Source organism: Flavobacterium sp. W22_SRS_FP1 (assembly GCF_052113685.1).
In the GTDB taxonomy this organism is placed as follows: domain Bacteria; phylum Bacteroidota; class Bacteroidia; order Flavobacteriales; family Flavobacteriaceae; genus Flavobacterium.
This window is the reverse complement of sequence record NZ_JBGQOE010000002.1, coordinates 13,044-31,725: the sequence shown is the minus strand read 5'-3', so window position 1 is coordinate 31,725 and position 18,682 is coordinate 13,044. Positions and strand designations below refer to the sequence as shown.

The 18,682-nt window shown below is 36.4% G+C and carries 18 protein-coding genes; 7 read left to right on the top strand and 11 right to left on the bottom strand.

The annotated features are described in order from the left end of the window. Window positions 1-84: 84 nt before the first annotated feature. The 3 genes from hflX (at window position 85) to ACEN2H_RS01460 (ending at window position 3,589) form a co-directional block, all read left to right on the top strand. On the top strand, window positions 85-1,341 hold the full coding sequence (gene hflX / locus ACEN2H_RS01470; protein WP_441729713.1) for a GTPase HflX: 1,257 nt from the start codon (window positions 85-87) through the stop codon (window positions 1,339-1,341). A 332-nt stretch (window positions 1,342-1,673) separates the two neighbouring features. Beyond that, a complete protein-coding gene (locus tag ACEN2H_RS01465; RefSeq protein WP_441729711.1) occupies window positions 1,674-2,372 on the top strand; it encodes an aspartate/glutamate racemase family protein in 699 nt (232 codons plus the stop codon). Between the two features lie 266 nt (window positions 2,373-2,638). Continuing rightward, window positions 2,639-3,589, top strand: a complete 951-nt coding sequence (locus tag ACEN2H_RS01460; protein WP_441729710.1) for an alpha/beta hydrolase — start codon at window positions 2,639-2,641, stop codon at window positions 3,587-3,589. 253 nt (window positions 3,590-3,842) lie between these two features. Here ACEN2H_RS01460 and ACEN2H_RS01455 read toward each other — a convergent pair whose 3' ends face one another. The 7 genes from ACEN2H_RS01455 to ACEN2H_RS01425 form a co-directional block, all read right to left on the bottom strand. Beyond that, window positions 3,843-4,691 (bottom strand): DUF3078 domain-containing protein, encoded by an 849-nt coding sequence (locus tag ACEN2H_RS01455; RefSeq protein WP_441729709.1) that lies wholly within the window; start codon window positions 4,689-4,691, stop codon window positions 3,843-3,845. A 21-nt stretch (window positions 4,692-4,712) separates the two neighbouring features. Beyond that, a complete protein-coding gene (locus ACEN2H_RS01450; protein ID WP_441729708.1) occupies window positions 4,713-5,219 on the bottom strand; it encodes a DUF2480 family protein in 507 nt (168 codons plus the stop codon). Between the two features lie 66 nt (window positions 5,220-5,285). Continuing rightward, window positions 5,286-5,615, bottom strand: coding sequence for an SUF system Fe-S cluster assembly protein (locus ACEN2H_RS01445; protein WP_441729707.1), 330 nt, complete (start codon window positions 5,613-5,615; stop codon window positions 5,286-5,288). A gap of 146 nt (window positions 5,616-5,761) precedes the next feature. Further along, window positions 5,762-6,175, bottom strand: a complete 414-nt coding sequence (locus ACEN2H_RS01440) for a GxxExxY protein (protein ID WP_441729706.1) — start codon at window positions 6,173-6,175, stop codon at window positions 5,762-5,764. Window positions 6,176-6,273: 98 nt separating this feature from the next. Then, window positions 6,274-6,693 (bottom strand): SufE family protein, encoded by a 420-nt coding sequence (locus ACEN2H_RS01435; RefSeq protein ID WP_441729705.1) that lies wholly within the window; start codon window positions 6,691-6,693, stop codon window positions 6,274-6,276. Then, window positions 6,683-7,126: a hypothetical protein gene (locus ACEN2H_RS01430; protein WP_441729704.1), complete on the bottom strand. Its 444-nt coding sequence runs from the start codon at window positions 7,124-7,126 to the stop codon at window positions 6,683-6,685. Before ACEN2H_RS01430 ends, ACEN2H_RS01435 begins: the two co-directional genes overlap by 11 nt. Before the next feature lie 10 nt (window positions 7,127-7,136). Then, window positions 7,137-8,351 carry an aminotransferase class V-fold PLP-dependent enzyme gene (locus tag ACEN2H_RS01425; protein WP_441729703.1) on the bottom strand — a complete coding sequence of 405 codons (1,215 nt, stop codon included), beginning with the start codon at window positions 8,349-8,351 and terminating at the stop codon, window positions 7,137-7,139. Window positions 8,352-8,515: 164 nt separating this feature from the next. Here ACEN2H_RS01425 and ACEN2H_RS01420 point away from each other — a divergent pair, with 164 nt between their 5' ends. Then, window positions 8,516-9,862 (top strand): serine hydrolase domain-containing protein, encoded by a 1,347-nt coding sequence (locus ACEN2H_RS01420; RefSeq protein ID WP_441729702.1) that lies wholly within the window; start codon window positions 8,516-8,518, stop codon window positions 9,860-9,862. A 115-nt stretch (window positions 9,863-9,977) separates the two neighbouring features. Here ACEN2H_RS01420 and sufD read toward each other — a convergent pair whose 3' ends face one another. From sufD to ACEN2H_RS01400, 4 genes are all read right to left on the bottom strand, one after another. Beyond that, entirely contained in the window at window positions 9,978-11,294 is a 1,317-nt protein-coding gene (gene sufD, locus ACEN2H_RS01415; protein WP_441729701.1) for a Fe-S cluster assembly protein SufD, read from the bottom strand. Window positions 11,295-11,366: 72 nt separating this feature from the next. After that, entirely contained in the window at window positions 11,367-12,119 is a 753-nt protein-coding gene (gene sufC, locus ACEN2H_RS01410) for a Fe-S cluster assembly ATPase SufC (protein WP_441729700.1), read from the bottom strand. Window positions 12,120-12,150: 31 nt separating this feature from the next. Next, the gene (gene sufB, locus ACEN2H_RS01405) at window positions 12,151-13,599 is read right to left on the bottom strand and encodes a Fe-S cluster assembly protein SufB (RefSeq protein WP_441729699.1); all 1,449 of its coding nucleotides are present in this window, start codon (window positions 13,597-13,599) and stop codon (window positions 12,151-12,153) included. A gap of 19 nt (window positions 13,600-13,618) precedes the next feature. After that, a complete protein-coding gene (locus ACEN2H_RS01400) occupies window positions 13,619-13,948 on the bottom strand; it encodes a HesB/IscA family protein (protein ID WP_441729698.1) in 330 nt (109 codons plus the stop codon). A 239-nt stretch (window positions 13,949-14,187) separates the two neighbouring features. On the opposite strand from ACEN2H_RS01400, the gene ACEN2H_RS01395 reads away from it, so the two are divergent. The 3 genes from ACEN2H_RS01395 to ACEN2H_RS01385 all read left to right on the top strand — a co-directional run bounded on the left by ACEN2H_RS01395 (window position 14,188) and on the right by ACEN2H_RS01385 (window position 18,679). Then, a complete protein-coding gene (locus ACEN2H_RS01395) occupies window positions 14,188-15,048 on the top strand; it encodes an MBL fold metallo-hydrolase (RefSeq protein ID WP_441729697.1) in 861 nt (286 codons plus the stop codon). A gap of 73 nt (window positions 15,049-15,121) precedes the next feature. Further along, window positions 15,122-16,747 carry a S8 family peptidase gene (locus tag ACEN2H_RS01390; protein ID WP_441729696.1) on the top strand — a complete coding sequence of 542 codons (1,626 nt, stop codon included), beginning with the start codon at window positions 15,122-15,124 and terminating at the stop codon, window positions 16,745-16,747. A 60-nt stretch (window positions 16,748-16,807) separates the two neighbouring features. Then, entirely contained in the window at window positions 16,808-18,679 is a 1,872-nt protein-coding gene (locus ACEN2H_RS01385) for a M1 family metallopeptidase (RefSeq protein ID WP_441729695.1), read from the top strand. The last annotated feature ends 3 nt before the right edge of the window (window positions 18,680-18,682 follow it).

The window sequence follows — 18,682 nt, the reverse complement described above, 5'->3', positions numbered from 1 at the left end:
ATTTTGTAGAGCTATCGTTTTTTATGAACGCATAAATTCTATAAGTCCCTAACAAATGATTAAATTTGTAACTTATTCAAAGTTATGTTAGAAAAAGAAACAATAAATTTCGAAAAAACGGCCATTGTCGGTATAGTAACTCAAAACCAAAGCGAAGAGAAATTAAAAGAATATCTCGACGAATTGGAGTTTTTGACCTATACAGCTGGCGGAGAAGTGGTGAAACGTTTTTCACAAAAAATGGAACGTCCCAATCCTAAAACATTTGTAGGAACTGGAAAAATTGAAGAGATTCATCAATTTGTAAAAGAAAATGATATTTCTACCTTGGTTTTTGATGATGAGTTATCTCCTTCCCAACAAAAAAATATTTCAAAAATAATTATCGAATGTAAAATCCTTGATAGAACGCACCTTATCCTTGATATTTTTGCGCAACGTGCCGAAACTTCTTATGCGAGAACACAGGTAGAACTGGCCCAGTGCCAATATTTATTACCTCGACTTTCTGGAATGTGGACACACCTCGAGCGTCAAAAAGGAGGAATTGGAATGCGCGGTCCCGGGGAAACAGAGATCGAAACTGACAGACGTATAGTTCGCGATAGAATAGCTTTATTGAAAGATAAAATTAAAGCAATCGACAAGCAAATGGGAACGCAACGTGGGAATCGTGGCGCCATGGTTCGTGTTGCTTTGGTTGGTTATACTAATGTGGGAAAATCAACATTGATGAATGCCATTGGTAAAAGTGACGTTTTTGTAGAGAACAAGCTTTTCGCAACTTTGGATACCACAGTTCGAAAAGTAGTCATCAAAAACTTACCTTTCTTACTGTCTGACACCGTAGGTTTCATCAGAAAACTGCCAACACAACTGGTCGATTCTTTCAAAAGCACCTTGGATGAGGTTCGTGAAGCTGATCTGCTACTGCATGTCGTGGATATTTCACATCCTGAATTTGAGGATCACATTGCATCAGTAAACCAAACTTTATTGGACATCAAAGCTAATGACAAGCCAGTAATTATGGTTTTTAATAAAATTGATGCTTACAAACATTTGACCATCGATGAGGATGATTTGATGACCGAAAAAACACCAAGACATTACACGCTTCAGGAGTGGAAATCCACATGGATGGGTCGCGTAGGAGAGGAGAATGCCTTGTTTATATCAGCAACTAACAAAGAGAATTTCGAAGAGTTCAGAGAGCGAGTATACGAAGCGGTAAGGCACATTCATATTACGCGTTTCCCTTACAACAAGTTTTTATATCCAGATTATAAAGACGCTGTCGAGAAAGAAGACAAAGAAGACAAAGAAGAAGTAATAGAGTAATCTTTGCTATTCTTTACAAAATAGTAAATCCCTTTTGATCATTTTCAGAAGGGATTTTTTTTGGGCATGCCCCAGCTTTCACTCCGTTACAGCAGCGTCAGGCTGTACGCTACAATCTTTTATTGCGCTATCGCTCCATAAAAGGATTTTCACTGCCATCCTTCATGCGAGACTTCGGAATTAATTGCTATCGTAGTTTTTCAGTCGATGTATAAGGAAAAAGCGATATATTTGAAATACTACTAATAAGCTGGCCGAATTGAAGCATTTAGGCTGATTGTAATATTCACATAAATAAGTTATGACCCAATCATAAATAAACCTACATGGAAATGAAAAAAATTGGATTAATTGGAGGAATAGGACCTGAATCATCAATTGAGTATTACCGTTTGATAATAAAAGGGTTTCAAGAAAAGCGAAACACAAAGGATTATCCTGAACTAATTATCAATAGTATCAACATGACTCAAATGCTTGATTATGTTTTTAATAACCAACTCGATAAATTGGTTGATTTTCTTATGGAGAGAATTAATGATTTAGAAAAAACCGGGGTTGATTATATTGCAATTGCATCAAATACGCCGCACATTGTTTTTGATAGATTAGCTAAAAAGTCAAATACTCCATTGATCAGTATTGTTGAGGCCACTTGTAAGGAAATTAAAGATAATAAGATAAATCGAGTTGGGTTATTGGGTACTAAATCGACTATGACTAATGGTTTTTATAATAATGTAGCTGAGAAATATGGAATTGATGTAATTATACCGGATAACGATAAACAGGATTACATTCATAATAAATATATGACAGAGTTGGTTTTTAATAAGATAGTACCTGAAACCAAACTGCGATTAATTCAGATTATAAAAGAATTAAAAGAAAAAGAATCTATAGAAGGTTTGATTTTAGGAGGTACAGAACTGCCTTTGATTTTAAAACAGTCTGATTTTGTAGATATTAAAATATTTAACACTACCGAGATACATGTTGAGAGTATTGTAGCAAAAATACTTGAAAATTAGAGCAAAAAAACTTTTGGCTTTTGTATGAAAATGAGGTGGTTAGGAATCACTTTCTTTTTCTCCCGCTGTTTGCTAATGTTGTAGAGTTGTTGTATTTTAGTTCAGGGGTAAATAAGCGTTATGACTCTAAATAACTAGCGGCTTTGTACGATTAGAATTAGTTAAAACAAATTTCAGCTCCACACATGATAAGCATACGATACGTTTACAAAATAAATTAAACGGTCGTAAACTTACTATAATTTCGAACTTGTAATAATTCAGATATGGATATCGTTAAAGACTACACGAGTGAAACAATTAAGCTAACGCCAGATTACGGAGGGGAAGTTACAGCAACTCTCGTTAGTTCAAAATTTAACCTCGGGAATAGAAAGAGTGTGTTATACCTGCATGGTTATGTTGACTATTTTTTTCAGGCACATCTGGGGGAGAAATTCAATGCAAATCATTTTGATTTTTATGCACTTGACCTCAGGAAATATGGACGGTCATTGTTAGTCCGTCAACATCCTAATTACTGCAAGGACATCAGTGAATATTATGAAGAAATCACAATAGCAATCCGTCAGATTCATGAATGTGGTAATGGAGATATTTTTCTATTAGGTCATTCAACGGGAGGATTGATCGCAAGTAATTATATGAATGATGGTCAGGAAAAAGATTTAATAAAAGGGCTTATTTTAAATTCCCCTTTTTTAGACTTCAACCAGAACAGTTTTCAGATTGCTATTGTCTGCCTAGCCGCGAAACTAATTACGAGTATATTACCATATGCAAAAGTGCATGGAGCTTTATCTCCCGCTTACGCACAAAGCATTCATAAAGATTTTTATGGTTTATGGGATTATAACTTAGAATGGAAACCCATAACATTGCCTACCTATTTTGCTTGGCTTTTAGCTGTACAAAAAGGACATAAAAGACTGGCAAATTCAAATATAGAGGTTCCTGTTTTAGTTATGCATTCAGACTCTTCTAGTGAAATTTCAACATTTTCAGAGGAGGCCATGTCTAAAGATATTGTATTAGACATTAATAAGATGAAAAGAGTAGCTGCAAAACTGGCAAAGCAAGTTACTTTACTAGAGATTGAAAATGCGCAACATGATCTGTTCTTATCACGTAGAAGTGTGCGGGAAAAAGCCTTTAGTGAAATGTTCAATTGGTTAGATAAAATAGAGTCTAAAAGAATAAAGATGGTGATCATCTAGATATGAGAGAATAGATTTGGAGGTGAAATACTGCTCGATAGCCTAAAGCAAAAGCTGTATAACTTCATTTTTAAAACAAAATTAAGCATTTGTAGCACAGCTCTTTAAAAAAGAGCATATTGATGGAATTACTTTGCCAATTCGACAAGAAAAAATAGTATTTCCTTTGGCCACAATCACGTGATTAACCAAAATTAAAAAGCCCTTTTGAAACTTTTCAAAAGAGCTTTTTGTATGCTTATTTTGTTGGCTCCTAGAAACCATAATTAACTCCAATTCCAAAAACTTCACTTACCTGAACGGCTTGTATGGAGTTGTCATCGTATATTGTTTGCAAAACGACGTTGGCAGACAGGTATTTGTTAATTTTCATAACCAAATGCATTTGGTAATCGATGTCTACATTTTGTGGATTGTCCAAATAGTTAGAATATAAATTCAAACGATTCTCAATAGATACGTTCGTCATCACGTTAAACTTATAATTAACAGAAACACTGGCTCCAAATTCAAAACGGGAACTGTCACCCTGTAGTACACCAAACGAAGGTCCGAATTCAGTAAAATGCTCGTGAACAAGAATCAGTTTAGCGGTAGAGGGGGAAAAGTTGACACTTAAGTTATTGCTTTTCTTCCATAACATTCCGGGTCCAAATTGAAAATAAGCCGGTGAAAATAAATGCGAAATCTTAAGATTATCCTTGTCCGAACCCGCATCCATTTGGGTTTTAAAATTAAAGAACAACGAGTAGTACCAGTCGCCTTTGGCTTTTTTACCCCAAAGTGAGTTTAACTCCAATCGATCGTCAGTTTTGGCTATTTGGTTATCCCCTTTTATTTTGGTCAATCCATAAGCTGCGATAAATTTATTTTCCCAAACGACATCTCCTTTTTTATAATTGAAGTCATAATTTAAGCTAAAATTCCCTGCAATGTTCGATGTTCCACCACCAAGCCATTGTTTGTTGTACGCAGATTGGTTGAAAAGTAAGGATATATTTCCTTTTTTGGTCCAAAGCTTTACGGTGTCTTTTGCAAACTCCTGAGCATTTACGGCAACCACGGCCAAAAGCAATACAAAAGATAGCAGTGTTTTTTTCATGTCTTTGTATTTGTAAGCAATCTATTTTTTTGCCTTGTACAGGGGAACTGCGGAGCAAGCTTCGCCATACATTATGCTTCTAGCTAAACCTTGTAGATTATGTGCTACTATAAGATAAGCCCTCATGGGTACTGGTTTTTTAGAACAGCCTTTGATGATAACAGCTTTATTTGCGTAGACAGAATAATCAACTTTGGCTAGTAATTCTTCATAAAGAGAAGCATCTAAATCTTCTATAGTGCCATCGACAATTTTCTTAGCATACGGCGCCACTTGAATAGTTACCAATATAGAAGCCCAGGCTGGAACTATAGCATCTGTACTGCAATTGATGGCTACAAACTGATCTTGATATTGCGCCCAATCATGATTTCTGAGCTGCTCTCTAAAGTCTTTTTCTTTTAGTAAAAAACCTTCCAACAGCCATTGTGAAATATCTATTTGAGCACGAACACCCTTTGGATAATGATCTTCAAGATCGAATACTTCCAGAGCGCTAGTGGCCACTTTGTTTATAATTTCTTCCATATTTGTAGTAATTATTTGTGATCAGTGATCAGTTCTGGACTGAATACTGAACACTGAACACTTTTTTTAAAGCATTCCTAATTCTAATTTCGCTTCCTCGCTCATTAAGTCTTTGCTCCATGGTGGATCAAAAGTAATTTCTACTTCAGCATCCTTTACGTGTTCGATTGACTTTATTTTTTCTTCGACTTCTCTAGGTAAACTTTCCGCTACTGGACAGTTAGGAGAGGTTAAAGTCATCAAGATTTTTACTTCATAGTCTGTGTTGACCATTACGTCGTAGATCAATCCTAATTCGTAAATATCGACCGGTATTTCAGGGTCGTAAATTGTTTTTAACTTTTTTACGATTGCTTCTCCTAAATCATTGGTATCTATACTTGCTTCTTCCATCATTTTTAGTTTAGTTTATTTTTATTCTGTTTTAATGCTTAACGTCTTTTTAAACATATAAGTCATGTAAGTTTTTATTCTGTTTTAGTGCTTAATGTATTCTTAACCCTCTAAGTCATTTGCTGAGATGAGTTATATGTTGATTTTTTTTATTCCTCAAGCCTGCTATAAAATTCATTTACCATTGTTTTTTGACCTTCGTAGAAAATGTTTTTCACATTAAAGTTAATCAACAAACCGATTGGTGCATTTAATAAATTCATATAAGTGAGCAATTGTGCCTCAAAAATTGGATGTATATCATTTACCGCTTTTAATTCAACGACAAGAGTGTTTTCTACAAATAAATCACATCTTAGTTTGGACTCCAGTTCGTGTCCCTTATATCTTAAAGGCAGCAATAATTCAGAAGAATAATTTATTTTTCGTAATTCCAGTTCTTTTTTAAGGCATTGATGATAAATGCTTTCTAAAAGTCCCGGACCTATACTTTTATGAACTTCAATTGCCGCTCCATTAACCTGATAAACTAAGTCTTTTAGATAACTCCTTGTTATTTTCATAGTCCTCTTCAGATGTTGATTATGATAAAGTTAGTGTATATTTGAATTAAAGAAACTTATGTGACTTATATGTTTTAAAAAATGGTTGGTCTTGATAATTAATTCTTCGAGTTGAATGCCAAAGCGTACATTTTAATGTTTTTAATCATCGAAACCAAACCGTTTGCACGTGTTGGTGACAAATGTTCTTTCAAACCTATTTCGTCAATGAAGTCCATGTTAGCGTCGAGAATATCCGCAGGGCTTTGATTGGAAAAAGTCCGAATTAAAATAGCAATAATCCCTTTTGTTAGGATCGCATCACTATCCGCGGTGAAGGCTACTTTGTCTTCATCTTGTTCGCCTTGCAGCCATACTTTTGACTGACAGCCTTTGATAAGGTTGTTTTCTGTTTTGAATTCTTCTTTTATTAAAGGAAGGTTCTTTCCTAATTCGATGATGTATTCGTAACGTTCCATCCAGTCGTCAAACATGGAGAATTCGGCTACGATTTCTTCTTGTATATCTTTAATTTTCATTGTCTTGTTTTGCAAATGAGGTTATTTTGTTTACCAATTTTTCAATTTCTTTTGGCGGAAAACCGTGATCAAAAGCAATGGTTTCGTAAACTTTATCTTTATATATGATTTTTAAATTAGCAATTGCCGCACCGTCATAAAAACGTTTTTCTGTGGGGGCTTTTAATTTTATTAAACTATCCAATTCTATCATTTTGAAAGATTTTACCATCTCTTCCCAATCCGCATCTGAAATTTTTGTCGCAACAGTTTTCTCTTTGCCGGTGCGGTCTTTAGAGATCCTCACCGTTTGTCCTTGCACAGTGATTTTTTGATAAAACCCCCTTGTGTTTGCCACGTACTCAATAACAGCGGCTTCGATGTCCTGTTTTTTGTGATCTGAACAAGCTTTCCCCAGAAAAAGGGTCAGGAACAATAAGGATAGTAGTTTCATGCTGTAGGTATTAGGATAACATTGCTGTTGCTCTCTTAATGGCTTCCACCATAATATCAATTTCCTCTTTTGTATTATAGAAGGAGAACGAGGCTCTTATGGTTCCCGGAATCTTGAAATAACTCATGATCGGTTGTGCACAATGGTGCCCAGTTCGTACAGCTATTCCCAGTTTGTCAATAATGGTGCCAATATCGTAAGGATGAATCCCTTCAATATTAAACGAAATTACAGAAGTTTTTATTGCTGCTGTACCATAGATTTTCAAACCTTCAATTTCTAGCAATCGTCGCGTTCCATACTCTAATAATTCTAACTCTTGTTGTTGAATGTTGTCAAAACCAACAGAATTCATATAGTCAACAGCTGTTCCAAGAACGATTCCTCCTGCCACATTGGGTGTTCCCGCTTCAAATTTATGGGGTAATTCAGCGTAAGTGGTTTTCTCAAAAGAAACATCTTTGATCATTTCGCCTCCACCTTGATAAGGGGGTAGCTTATTCAGCCAACTTTCTTTGCCGTATAAAACCCCAATCCCTGTTGGACCACAGATTTTGTGTCCTGAAAAAACGTAAAAATCGCAATCCAAAGCTTGAACATCCGGTTTGACGTGCGGAACGGCTTGCGCCCCATCTATTAAAACAGCTGCTCCAAAGGCATGGGCTTTGTCAATGATATATTTAATTGGATTGACTGTTCCAAGTGCGTTCGAAATATGGTTGACTGTTACGATTTTTGTCTTATCGGAAAGCAATGTATCGTATTCGGCCATAATTAATTCGCCATTGTCATTCATGGGAATTACTTTTAGCGTCGCGCCCGTTCTCTCGCACAACATTTGCCAAGGCACAATATTACTATGGTGCTCCATTGCTGAAACTAAAACTTCATCACCTGGTTTCAAAATCGAAGCAAATCCGTTGGCTACCAAATTAATTCCAAAAGTCGTTCCTGAAGTAAATAATACTTCATGGGCAAACTTCGCGTTAATGTGATTTTGAATTTTCCCACGGGAAGCTTCGTAGGCATCGGTGGCCAGCTGGCTCAAGGTATGTACGCCACGATGAATGTTTGCATTGATTTCTTCGTAATATTTAGAAATCGCGTCAATCACTACTTGTGGCTTCTGAGAAGTGGCTCCGTTATCGAAATAAACTAATGGTTTCCCGTTTACTTTTCTTGAAAGAATAGGGAAATCAGCTCTAATTTTATGTATATCTAACATCTTTTTATTGAGAATTTTTGTCCTTACAAAAGTAAGAAAAACTAAATTGTTATAGCCATAAACTTATCAATTTACGGGTGTTAATTTTAGATTTTTTATCAAATAAAATTAGTAGATTCGTAAGTAAAAAATAATTATATAGCATTGTTGCACAATTAACTACTATGAAAAAATTCTTGAAAGTTCTGGGATTAACTGGATTTATCTTAATCTCCTATTTAGGGTTTACTAATTACCCAAAACTTGATTTGATTTCCGGATTTTCTGCCAAAAGTGTGGCTTCGGGTCATTTTATAGATAACCGTCCGCAAAAATTGATAGAGAACGGGGACAACGATATCGACATGATTGATTTGGCCACAAATACCATTGTCGAAAACGGGAAGTTCGCTACTGCTTCGGTATATGGATTTAAGGAGCGTAAAGCGATTTATCGAAAGGGCTTGGGAGTTACCCTGATTGACAGCGATTTTGACGAAACAAAACCATATGAAGTTCCGAAAAGGACTGCAGTGAGCAACAACCTTGCTTTCCCCTACGGCAATAAGGAACCAAAAGATACGGTATTCAGTAACGTTGATTATGCCAAATTAAATTCGGTGGTTGCCAATGCTTTTGATGTCGAGGGTAAAAAGGACAAAAGAACACGGTCCTTGTTAGTGATTTACAAAGACAAGATTATAGCCGAAAAATATGATAGGGATTTCAATAAAGACAGTAAAATTCTAGGCTGGTCGATGACCAAAAGCATAACCAGCGCCATGTTTGGTGTTTTGCAAAAACAAGGCAAATACGATATTTACAAACCCGCTCCCGTAGCGGAATGGAAGAATGATAGCCGAAAGAGTATCACGACCAACGATTTGCTTCATATGAACTCCGGTCTGGAATGGGAAGAGAATTACAGCACGATTTGCGACGCGACCAAAATGCTTTTTATGTCTGAAGACATGTCTAGAGCGCAATTGGAAAAACCGGCGGCATTCAAACCCGATACGCATTGGAATTATTCGTCAGGAACTACTAATTTGCTTTCCGGGATTTTACGCCAACAATTCAAAACGCATCAAGAATATTTAGATTTTTGGTATTCAGCCTTGATTGACAAGATTGGAATGAATTCCATGGTTATAGAAACGGATATGGCAGGGAATTATGTGGGCTCTTCCTATGGGTGGGCAACTACTAGAGACTGGTCAAAATTTGGGTTGTTGTATTTACACAAAGGTAACTGGAATGGAGAGCAAATTCTTGAAGAAAGTTGGGTGAAATACTCGGCAAAGCCAACCAATACATCTAAGGGAGAATATGGAGCACAGTTTTGGCTGAATGCTGGAGGAAGGTTTCCTGACGTTCCCAGAGAGATGTATTTTTGCAGTGGTTTTCAGGGGCAGATGGTAGCCATTATTCAGTCCAATGATTTAGTAATTGTTCGAATGGGTCTCAAAGAAGACCCTGAATTTGACTTTAACGGAATGTTAAGTGGAATAATCGCAACAATAAAAAAATAAATTTAACCATAGAACCTAAAGTAAAATTGCAAAGGGCGCAAAGTTTAATATTTAAACTCTGCGCCCTTTGCGTATTACTTCTCATCCCGATAGTTATCGGGGTTGCAGTTGAAAACTACAAATCAAAACCCATTTTCACGCCCAATTTAGTAGCAATGATTTTGGTGATTCGTTGTTTCAACTCGGGTATTTTGATGTTGTCGATAACCACGTTCGAGAACGCGTACATCAATAAAGCTTTAGCTTCTTTTTTAGGAATTCCCCGTGCTTGCATATAGAAAAGAGCAGTTTCGTCTAATTGCCCTACAGTACAACCGTGTGAACATTTTACGTCATCAGCAAAAATTTCCAATTGCGGTTTAGCGTTTATGGTAGATTTGTCACCCAATAAAATGTTGTTGCTTTTTTGAAAAGCATTCGTTTTTTGAGCCTCTTTCTCTACGTATATTTTTCCGTTGAAAACACCTGTTGAGCGGTCGGAATATATTCCTTTATAATCTTGGAAACTTTCGCAATTAGGAGTAGAATGCTGCACTAGGGTGAAGTGATCTACGTGTTGTTTCTCGCCAATAATGGTTATTCCGTTCAAGGTGCTTGTCAATCTTTCGCCAAAATGGTAAAAGTTCAAGTTGTTTCTAGTTATGTTTCCTCCAAAAGAGAAAGTGTGAACCGAAATATGGCTTTCTTGTTTCTGAGAAACATAAGTGTTGTCTATAAGGTTGGCCTCAAGAGTATCGTTTTGTATTTTATAATAATCAACAATTGCACGTTTTTGAGCGAAAATCTCGGTAACGGAATTCGTTAGGACTGGATTTTCGGTCAAGCTTTGGTGACGTTCTATAATTTGGACATGAGAGTTTTCACCAACAACTACCAAGTTACGAGGCTGTACCATAAGTGCCGATTCGTTTCCTGTAGAGAAATACATGATTTCAATAGGTTTGTCCGCCACTTTACTTTTTGGGATATTAATATAAGCACCTTCAATAGCAAAAGCCGTATTAAGCGAAGTCAAACTGTCGTCTTTATTGGCAATTTTGTTAAAGTAGGTATCAATAACCATTTTGTATTTTGGTTTTGTCAATGCCGATGACATTAAACAAACATCGATTCCTTCGTGAGTTGTCGATGACAAGTAGGAACTAAATACGCCGTCTACAAATACTAATTTATAAGTGTCGACCTCGTGTAGAAAGTATTTTTTTACTTGGTTAAATTCAATTTCAGTGTCCTTTTTAGGAAAAACGGTATAGTCATTTTTTAAGATGGCGTTTAGCGAGGTGTATTTCCATGCTTCATCTTTTTTGGTTGGGAAACCTTTATCTTCAAAGTTTTTTATAGCCGAAGTTCTCACGTCATGAAGTTCAGAGTGAACATCGACGCGCTCTTCAAAAGCCATAAAAGACGATAGTAATTTTTCTTTTAAATCCATTTTATTTAGTTATGAGTTGTGAGTTATGAGTTATAAGTTCTGAAAACTGCTAACTAAAAACTGTTAACTAATTTAAGCTTCTTGTTCTTGTTTGATCCAGTCGTATCCTTTTTCTTCTAGCTCTAAAGCCAAAGAAGCGTCTCCAGATTTCACAATTTTTCCATTGAGAAGAACGTGTACAAAATCTGGAACGATATAATCCAATAAACGTTGGTAGTGAGTAATTACTACAATAGCGTTTTTGTCGCTTTTTAATTTGTTAACTCCGTTAGCCACGATACGTAATGCATCGATATCAAGTCCAGAGTCGGTTTCATCAAGAATAGCCAATTTTGGTTCCAACATCGCCATTTGGAATATTTCATTACGTTTTTTCTCTCCACCAGAAAAACCTTCGTTTAGGGAACGAGAAAGAAACTTTCTGTCAATTTCCAGTAATTCTGATTTCTCACGAAGCACTTTTAGCATTTCGTTAGCGGGCATATCCTCTAGCCCTTGTGCTTTACGAGTTTCGTTGATGGCGGTTTTTACGAAATTAGTCACCGAAACTCCTGGTATCTCCACCGGATATTGAAACGACAAGAAAACACCTTTATGTGCTCTTTCTTCTGGCGCTAGCTCACGTAAATCTTCGCCTTCTAAAGAGATTTCTCCTTCAGTCACTTCATAGTTTTCGTTTCCTGCAATGATTGAAGCAAGTGTGCTTTTTCCGGCACCATTGGGTCCCATTATTGCGTGAATTTCTCCTGCTTTTACTTCAAGATTGATTCCTTTTAATATTTCTTTGCCATCGATTGAGGCGTGTAAATTTTTTATTGATAACATAAATGTATTTTTTTATAATGTCTTAATAAGCTTATCCTACCGAACCTTCTAAGGAAATTTCTAATAATTTTTGTGCTTCTACAGCGAATTCCATTGGCAACTTGTTCAGAACTTCTTTGCTGAAACCATTAACAATTAAAGCAATCGCTTTTTCAGTTGGAATACCACGTTGGTTGCAATAAAAAACTTGGTCTTCTCCAATTTTGCTAGTTGTAGCTTCGTGTTCAATTTTGGCTGTTGGATTTTTGCTTTCGATGTATGGAAAGGTATTAGCACTACAATTATTCCCCATTAAGAGAGAATCGCATTGTGAAAAGTTCCTTGCATTTTCAGCATTAGCGCCAACTCTTACTAAACCTCTATAACTATTATGTGATTTTCCTGCAGAAACACCTTTAGAAATAATAGTTGATTTAGTGTTTTTACCAAGGTGGATCATTTTTGTTCCCGTATCAGCTTGTTGGAAATTTGTTGTTACAGCTATAGAGTAAAATTCTCCAACTGAGTTATCCCCTTTTAGAATAACAGATGGATATTTCCAGGTTACAGCAGAACCAGTTTCAACTTGTGTCCAAGAGATTTTTGCATTTTTCTCGCAAATTCCTCTTTTGGTCACAAAATTAAAAACTCCGCCTTTACCTTCTTTGTTTCCGGGATACCAGTTTTGTACCGTTGAATACTTGATTTCGGCATCGTCCAATGCGATTAGTTCAACTACAGCTGCGTGCAATTGGTTTTCGTCACGACTTGGCGCTGTACAGCCTTCTAGGTATGATACGTAACTGCCTTCGTCTGCGATTAATAATGTTCTTTCAAATTGTCCTGTTCCTGCTTGATTTATTCTAAAGTAAGTCGAAAGTTCCATTGGGCAACGAACTCCTTTTGGAATATAGCAGAAAGAACCATCAGAGAATACAGCCGAGTTCAGAGCAGCATAGAAATTATCTTTTTGTGGAATTACTGTGCCTAAATATTTACGAACTAATTCTGGATGCTCTTTGATGGCATCAGAAATACTCATAAAGATGATTCCTTTTTCACCTAGTGATTTCTTGAATGTTGTCGCTACTGAGACGGAGTCAACGACAATGTCCATAGCTACATTATTCATCATCTTTTGCTCATCAACAGAGATTCCTAACTTTTTATACATTTCTAAAAGTTCTGGATCTACATCGTCTAATGTTTTATTAGGATCTACCGCTTTTGGAGCTGAATAATAGGAAATAGCTTGAAAATCAGGTTTTGCATAATGCACATTTGCCCATTCTGGTTCTGTCATTTGTTCCCATGCACGAAAAGACTCAATACGCCAATCGGTCATCCATTGAGGTTCTCCTTTTCTATTGGAAATAGCACGAACAATATCCTCGTTTAAACCAATTGGAAAAGTATCTGATTCTAGTTGGGTGTAAAACCCGTACTCGTATTCTTTAGTTTCGAGTTCGAGTTTTAAGTCGTCTTCGGTATATTTTGACATATTTTTTTATTTAGTTATTTTACAAAGAGAAACTCTCGCCGCAGCCGCAGGTTCTACTTGCATTTGGATTATTGAAAACAAATCCTTTTCCGTTTATTCCGCCAGAAAATTCTAGTATGGTTCCAGCTAAATAAAGGAAAGATTTTTTTTCTACTGCAATTGTTATATCGTTGTCTATGAATATTTTATCGTCCTCTCCTTTGGTTTTATCGAACTTTAAGTCATAAGACAAACCTGAGCATCCACCGCTTTTTACACCAACCCTAACGTAGTCGACCGCAGCATCAAAGCCATCTTCTTTCATCAAATCGATGATTTTCTTTTTGGCAGTTTCTGAAACTTGTATCATTGTTATTTTGATTTTGTCTAAATTAACGACAAAGATAGTATATATAAATGTTTTAGCATAGCAGATAACCTTTTTATAACAAATGATAAAATAGAAAAAGTCTATATGATTCCTTTTAAAGCAGATCAATTTTCATAAATTGCGGTTTATTATAAAGAAATTAAAAGATTCCGTCTAGGTTTTTTATAGAAAACCCAATCCTTCAACTCTCTAATTTTTTAATCTTTCAATTCAAAAAAATGAAACTATATCCTATTGAAACCGGCAATTTTAAACTTGATGGTGGCGCAATGTTTGGTGTCGTGCCCAAAACAATCTGGAGCAGAACTAATCCAGCAGACGAAAATAACTTAATCGATATTGCTGCAAGATGCTTGCTCATAGAAGATGGCAATCGATTAACTTTGATAGACACCGGGATGGGCAACAAGCAATCTGAAAAGTTTTTTGGCTATTATTCACTTTGGGGATCCCACTCCATGGATAAGTCCTTAGCTAAATACGGTTTTCATCGTGACGATGTTACCGATGTTTTTATGACGCATTTGCATTTTGACCATTGCGGAGGAAGTGTGCAATGGAACAACGACAAAACGGGATATGAACCCGCTTTTAAAAACGCTAAATTCTGGAGCAATGAAAGCCATTGGGAATGGGCGACAAAACCTAATCCTAGAGAGAAAGCCTCTTTCCTTTCCGAAAACATTCTACCAATGCAGGAAAGCGGACAGCTGAACTTCATAAACAGACCTGAAGAGGATTTCTTAGAAAAATCAGAGTTGGGTTTTGATATTTTCTTTGCAGACGGTCATACTGATAAACAGATGATTCCACACATTCAATATAAAGATAAAACTATCGTTTTTTGTGCTGATTTATTGGCTACAGCCGGCCATATTCCTGTGCCATACGTTATGGGTTATGATACGAGACCCTTATTGACGATGCCAGAAAAAACTAAATTTTTGAAAGCCGCTGCAGACAATAATTACTATTTGTTTTTGGAGCATGATGCGCACAATGAAATTGTAACGGTGCAACACACGGAGAAAGGCGTTCGATTAAAAGAAGTTTTTACAGCCGAACAAATATTAACTTAGTGTTAATCCTATTCTTACTTTAACAAAATAAGTTACTTTAGACAAATATTTAAAAACATAAATTAAACATCAAATGAATAGCATCAAACCCATTTGCTTTTCTGCTTTTGCCATTTTGGTTTTAGCAGGATGTGGAGCTCAAAAACAAGTTTCAAGTTTTAGTTCTTTAACCGCAATTTCCGCGCCTTTAAACGTTAAGAAAACGGCGCCATTGGAAGAAAATGAATTAAAACGTTGGAGTCATTTAGATATCGTAAAAGACACAATTCCGGGAATGAGCGTTGACAAGGCTTATACTGAATTGTTGAAGGGGAGACAAGGAGTAAAGGTAATCGTAGGTATAGTTGACTCTGGCGTTGATATTGAGCACGAAGACCTGAAGTCAGTTGTGTGGACGAATGCTAAGGAGATTCCTGGAAACGGAATAGATGACGATAACAACGGTTACATTGATGATATTCACGGCTGGAATTTTCTTGGAGATATTACCAAGGAGAATTTGGAGTACGAAAGAATCATCAAAAATAAAGATCTAGTAGATGAAGTTACTTATTTAGAAGCTAAAAAGACAAATGACGACAAAATAGCTGAAGCTAATCAGGGAAAAGTTAGATTGGAGCAAATGATTATAGCAACAACTACTGCGGATGAACAAATAGCTAAAGAATTAGGTAAAGCAATTTATACTATCGAAGAGTTGAACGCAGTTGAATCGAAAGACGCGCCTGTAATGGAAAGTAAAGTAGTCATGCAAAGAATGCTCTCTTACGGGATGAGTGTTGTAGAGTTAGAAGATGCAATTCAAGGCGATATTGACGGTATGATCTCTGTTCTTAATGGTGATAATCTTAAACAGAATTACAGAGAAGTAGTTGGCGATAACCCGAACGATATTAACGACACAAAATACGGGAACAACAACGTAATGGGACCAGACAAGGAAAAAATTCTTCACGGAACTCACGTTGCAGGAATCGTCGCTCAAGTTAGAAACAACAATATTGGAGGCGACGGAATTGCCAACAATGTCGAAATCTTAACTGTTCGTGCTGTTCCAGACGGTGATGAGTATGATAAGGACATCGCACTTGGAATTCGTTATGCAGTTGATAATGGGGCGAAAGTGATTAATGGAAGTTTCGGAAAAAGCTTTTCACCACATAAACAATGGGTTTACGATGCTATTAAATATGCCGAAAAGAAAGACGTATTAATTGTTCATGCAGCGGGAAATGATGCTAAAGACATCGATAGTTTCAATAATTACCCGAATGATTCTGATGACAAAATAACAGAATTCGCTGATAATATGATTACTATTGGAGCTTTAAATTTTGAATATGGGGATAAAGTGGTTGCTCGTTTCTCAAATATTGGAAAAGTCAATGTAGATGTTTTTGCACCAGGGGTGAAAATCTATGCAACGACTCCAGAGAATACTTATAAGTATTTACAAGGGACTTCAATGGCATCGCCAAATGTAGCCGGTGTCGCTGCTATCATACGTTCTTATTATCCAAAATTATCGGCATCTCAAGTGAAACACATCTTGATGGATTCAGGAGTATTAATTTCTACCGATGTTATTGTAGGAGGTAATCCAAAAGACAGTCGTTCTTTTACTAACTTGTCCAAATCAGGAAAAATAGTGAATGCGTATAACGCTTTGCTTATGGCAGATAAAATGTCAAAAAAATAAATAGAATGCATACTAACCTAATGGAGGGACGCTAGTCCTTCCATTTTTTATTTAAATACTATGAGAAAACTTCTTTTACTTTCAATTATCACGCTCAGTTTTGGGTCAGTTTATGCACAAAGTAACAGCTATTGGCAACAACGCGTTGATTACAAAATGGACGTTACTATGGATGTGAATAACTATCAATACAAGGGAACACAGGAATTGGTTTACACCAATAATTCTGCTGACACCTTGAAAAAAGTATATTATCATCTGTTTAATAATGCTTTCCAGCCGGGGAGCGAGATGGACGCAAGATTGCATAGTATCAAAGACCCTGATGGAAGGATGGTGAATAAAGTAGTTGTAGATGGTAAAGAGGTTAAAGTAAGCCGAATTGAAAGTTTAAAACCCAATGAGATTGGCTACTTAAAGATTAGTAATTTCAAACAAGATGGTGTTGACGCTGCTGCAAAAACGGTAGGGACAATTCTTATCGTTGATTTAGTAAATCCAATTTTACCTCACACCAAAACAACATTTACTCTCGATTTTGAAGGACAAGTTCCGTTACAAATTCGCCGTTCGGGTAGAAATAATTCTGAAGGAGTTGAGTTGTCTATGACGCAATGGTATCCAAAGATGGCCGAATTTGATTTTGAAGGTTGGCATGCCGATCCCTATATCGCTAGAGAGTTTCACGGTGTTTGGGGAGATTTTGACGTAAATATTACCATCGATAAAGAGTACACTTTAGGAGGTTCAGGATATCTGCAAAACCCTAACGAAATAGGACACGGATACGAAGACGCCGGTGTTAACGTAAACTATCCTAAGAAAATGAAAATGTTGACCTGGCATTTTGTAGCGCCAGTGGTTCATGATTTTGCTTGGGCTGCCGATAAAAATTACATGCACGATATCGTAAAAGGACCAAACGATGTTGACTTACACTTCCTCTATAAAAACTATCCGAAAACTATTGAAAATTGGAAGAAATTGGAGCCTATGATGGTCAATGTAATGGATTTTTTCAATAAAAATATTGGGAACTACCCGTACAAGCAATATTCATTTATCCAAGGTGGAGATGGCGGAATGGAATATGCCATGAGTACATTGATGCTAGGAAACGGAAGTCTTGAAGGGATTTTTGGAACGGCTACGCATGAATTGGGACATTCTTGGTTCCAACATGTGTTGGCATCAAATGAGTCTAAACATCCATGGATGGATGAGGGTTTTACTAGCTATATTTCTGATTTAGCAGAAAATGAATTTTCTGGCAAAAAAGTCACTAATCCTTTCGAAGGAAATTACAAAGCATACTACAATTTAGTAAATTCTGGAAAAGAGCAACCGCAAACTACACATGGTGATCGTTATGAGGAAAACAGGCCCTATAGTATTTCTTCTTATGTTAAGGGAAGTATTTTCTTGTCTCAATTGCGATACGTTATTGGTGAGGAGAAGCTTGCAGAAACAATTAAAAGATATTACAACGATTTCAAATTTAAACACCCTGCGCCTAATGACATTAAACGAAGCGCAGAACGTGTTTCTGGGGCTAATTTGGATTGGTATTTGGTAGATTGGACGCAGACTTTGAACACAATTGATTATGGTATCAAAGCGGTAACTGAGAACGGAGATCAAACTACAGTAAGTTTGGAAAGAATAGGTAGAATGCCAATGCCAATTGATTTGTTAGTAGAATATACCGATGGAACAATGGAAAGTTTTTACCTGCCTTTACGAATGATGAGCTACGAGAAAGAAAATCCTTATCCAGCGATAAAAAGAACTGTTTTAAGTGATTGGGCTTGGGCAGCATCTAATTATGATTTTACTATCGCTAAAGCAAAAAGTAGCATAAAAAAAATAACCATTGACCCGAGTGGATTAATGGCTGATGTCAACCAAGCGAATAATGTTTATAGAAACTAAAGA